Origin of the sequence: Mesorhizobium sp. M7A.F.Ca.CA.004.04.2.1, assembly GCF_004022825.1 — a bacterium.
Taxonomy (GTDB): Bacteria; Pseudomonadota; Alphaproteobacteria; order Rhizobiales; family Rhizobiaceae; genus Mesorhizobium.
Map to the genome: position 1 here is coordinate 1 of NZ_RZPH01000782.1, position 2,909 is coordinate 2,909.

4 protein-coding genes are annotated in these 2,909 nt (G+C 65.4%); all 4 read right to left on the reverse strand.

What is annotated here, in order from left to right; genetic code table 11:
* The coding region (locus tag EN893_RS26895) for an aminopeptidase P family N-terminal domain-containing protein (RefSeq protein ID WP_164901133.1) at positions 1-375 on the reverse strand (375 nt) is incomplete at its 3' end.
* The gene (gene pgeF, locus EN893_RS26900; RefSeq protein WP_127270538.1) at positions 375-1,169 is read right to left on the reverse strand and encodes a peptidoglycan editing factor PgeF; all 795 of its coding nucleotides are present in this window, start codon (positions 1,167-1,169) and stop codon (positions 375-377) included. The genes EN893_RS26895 and pgeF, both read right to left, overlap by 1 nt.
* 107 nt (positions 1,170-1,276) lie before the next feature.
* Positions 1,277-2,365 (reverse strand): class I SAM-dependent methyltransferase, encoded by a 1,089-nt coding sequence (locus tag EN893_RS26905; protein ID WP_127270536.1) that lies wholly within the window; start codon positions 2,363-2,365, stop codon positions 1,277-1,279.
* Positions 2,362-2,909, reverse strand: a 548-nt coding sequence (gene lgt, locus EN893_RS26910) for a prolipoprotein diacylglyceryl transferase (RefSeq protein WP_128361909.1), incomplete at its 5' end; no start/stop codon positions are given. The genes EN893_RS26905 and lgt, both read right to left, overlap by 4 nt.

The following is a 2,909-nucleotide window of genomic DNA, read 5'->3' on the forward strand; positions in this document are numbered from 1 at the left end:
ATTGAACGCGGTCAGGCCATGGGTGTCGTATTCGACACCGATGCGGGCGCCGAGCAGGTCGAGTTCGTTGAGCAGATTGCGCAGGTCGACCGCCGGATTGGCGCCATTACGGTCCGTCCACAAGACGATGTTGTCGATAATCGAGGTCTGACGCGCCTGGCGCAGGTCGGCCGAGCGGGTCAGCAGCACCATCGAACCGTCGGCCTTCACCACCAGGCACTGGAAGAAGCAGAAGCCGAACGTGTCGTAGCCGGTCAGCCAGTACATGCTTTCCTGCGCGAACAGCAGGATGGCATCAAGCTTTTTTTCGGCCATCTCGATGATCAGCCGGTCGCGCCGCGCGTCAAATTCAGATCGTTCAAAATGCAGCGCCATTATTCCCTCTCCAAGACGATTGCCGAAACCTGCCGGCCGTAATCGGGCTCCTTGCGATGCGTGGTGCGCCGGTAGGAGTAGAACAGGCCTTCCTCGGCGTAAGTGCAGCGGTCGAGGCCTTCAGCCGTCACGCCGGCCTCGGCCAGCCGGTCAACCGTGTAGCGGTTGAGGTCGAACATGGCATGGCCGGCATTGGCGGACGGCGCGAAATAGAGGATATTTTCGGCATCGGCTTCGACAAAGCGGGCGACGAATTCCGGGCCGACCTCGTAGTTATCAGGGCCGATGGAGGGGCCTAGCACGGCGATGATGTTTTGGCGCCGGGCGCCGAGGCTTTCCATCGCCAGGATGGTGTTTTCGAGCACGCCGGTGAACGCGCCTTTCCAGCCGGCATGCGCGGCGCCGATGATGCGCGCCTCAGCATCCGCGAACAGCACGGGACCGCAATCGGCGGTCGAAGCGCCGATGGCGATGCCCGGCCGGTCGGTGACGATGGCGTCTGCCTTGGGCCGCTCGCCGGCAAAGGGCTCCCTGGCGATGATGACGTCGGGCGAATGGATTTGCCAGGCGGTCAACAGATGGTTCGCCGGCACGCCCATCCAGGCGGCGACGCGGCCGCGGTTCTCTGCGACCAGCGCCTGGTCGTCATTCGATCCGGTGCCGATGTTGAGGCCCTGGTAGATGCCGCCGGAGACACCGCCGATGCGGGTGAAATAGCCGTGGCGGATGCCTTGTGCCTGCGCCTTGTCCAGCAGCGGCGACCGAACGGGATCCGGTTTGGTCTGATTCAGCATGCGGGCGTTGTTGTCCGTGTGGGCGGTTTCGTCAAGAAGAAGGTGCTTGGTCGAGAACAGGCGCTGCAAAGCGCGGACGGGAGATTGGGAGGGGCGGCGGTAAAAAGTCAATCCGCCCCGGCGAAGGGCCGAACCGCCACGCCGCGAGGCAGTACCGCAAGCACCTTGAACAGCTCGCCCATGGCTTGCGGCCCTGCGAGGCGTTCGACGTCGCCGGCGATCCTTTCGCGCGCCGCCTGGCCGGCATCGGCGCCAAGCCGGCCGGCGCGCTCGAGGATGCCCATGCCGAGCAGGAAGTCGCCCTGTGTCGTCAGATGGGCTTCGAGGCCATGTGCACGCACGATCGCGGCCAGGGCGGCGAAATCGACATGGGAGGTGAGGTCGGCCTCACCGGGATTGGCCAGCACATCTTCGTGATCGTGGCTTCGCAAGGCCTGCAGCGTGTCCCCGACACCCGGCTGGAGATGGCCATAGTCGATAAACAGGCCAGCGCCGCCATGCCTGGATATGCGCTCGGCGATCGTTGCCATGAGCGCGGTGCGGGCAGGCGCCACTTCGGCGATCGAACCTTGCGGCGCTTGGGTGGCATCGGCGGGCAGCAGCGTCGGGTCGACCGAGCCGGCGCCGGCGAAGAAGCAAAGGTCGTTGGTCTCGTCGAGGCCGACCACGCGCTCGCGCCAGCCGGCGCCGGCGCGGAGGAACTGGCGGATGGGCACGGCGTCGAACAGTTCGTTGCCGACGATGAACAGCGGTTGCTGCGGCAAGGTCTCGATGGTTTCATGCCAGCCAACCGCGAAGGGTGTGGCGCCAAGCGTCTGCTTTTGCACCTCGGTCAGGCGCGGGCTGGTCTCGATCATGGCGAAGGTGGCGCCGCTGGCCAGATCAGGATCGAGCCGCGACAGCGTACGCAGCATGTCCTTCATCAGCGTGCCGCGGCCGGGGCCGATCTCGGCGATGGTGGCCGGCAGCGGCCGGCCGCTCGCCTGCCACGCCTGGTACATCCACACGGCGACCAATTCGCCGAACATTTGGCTGATCTCCGGCGCGGTGATGAAGTCACCGGCCGCACCAAAAGGCTCGCGCGTCGTGTAGTAGCCGTCCGCCGGGTCGAACAGGCACATCGCCATGTATTCGTTGATCGGTATCGGCCCCAGGGCCTCGATCAGGTCGACGATGCGGGTCTTCAGCCGTGTCATGCCGGCTGCGGCTGCGTCACCGGCTTGGCGGTCAGCATCGCCCAGATGCCGGCCAGCACCATCGGCGTCGACAGGATCATGCCCATGGTCAGCCAGTTGGTGCCGAGGAGGTAGCCGAGCTGCTGGTCGGGCTCGCGGAAGAACTCGACAAAAATGCGCGACAGGCCGTAGCCGCAGATGAAGGCGCCGCCGACGAAGCGCGGCGTCTTCAGCTTGAGGCGCGAATGGGTGAGAATGCGCAGCACGAGGAACAGCACCACGCCTTCGAGAAGCGCCTCGTAGAGCTGGCTCGGGTGACGGGCAAACGGCCCGCCATTGGGGAATTCGAAAGCCCAGGGCACGTCGGTTGGGCGCCCCCACAGCTCGGAGTTGATGAAGTTGGCGACGCGCACCAGGCCAAGGCCGACCGGCACGCCGGCCGCCACGACGTCAAACAGCGACCAGGTGCGGATGCCGCGCTTGATGGAAAACAGCGTCATGGCGAGGATGACGCCAAGCAGGCCGCCATGGAACGACATACCGCCTTGCCAGACCGCCAAGATAT

What these genes read in the sequence shown, in the direction of transcription:
- pgeF (WP_127270538.1), bottom strand. Translation starts at nt 1,169, where the DNA reads ATGCTGAATCAGACCAAACCGGATCCCGTTCGGTCGCCGCTGCTGGAC.
- EN893_RS26905 (WP_127270536.1), bottom strand. Translation starts at nt 2,365, where the DNA reads ATGACACGGCTGAAGACCCGCATCGTCGACCTGATCGAGGCCCTGGGG.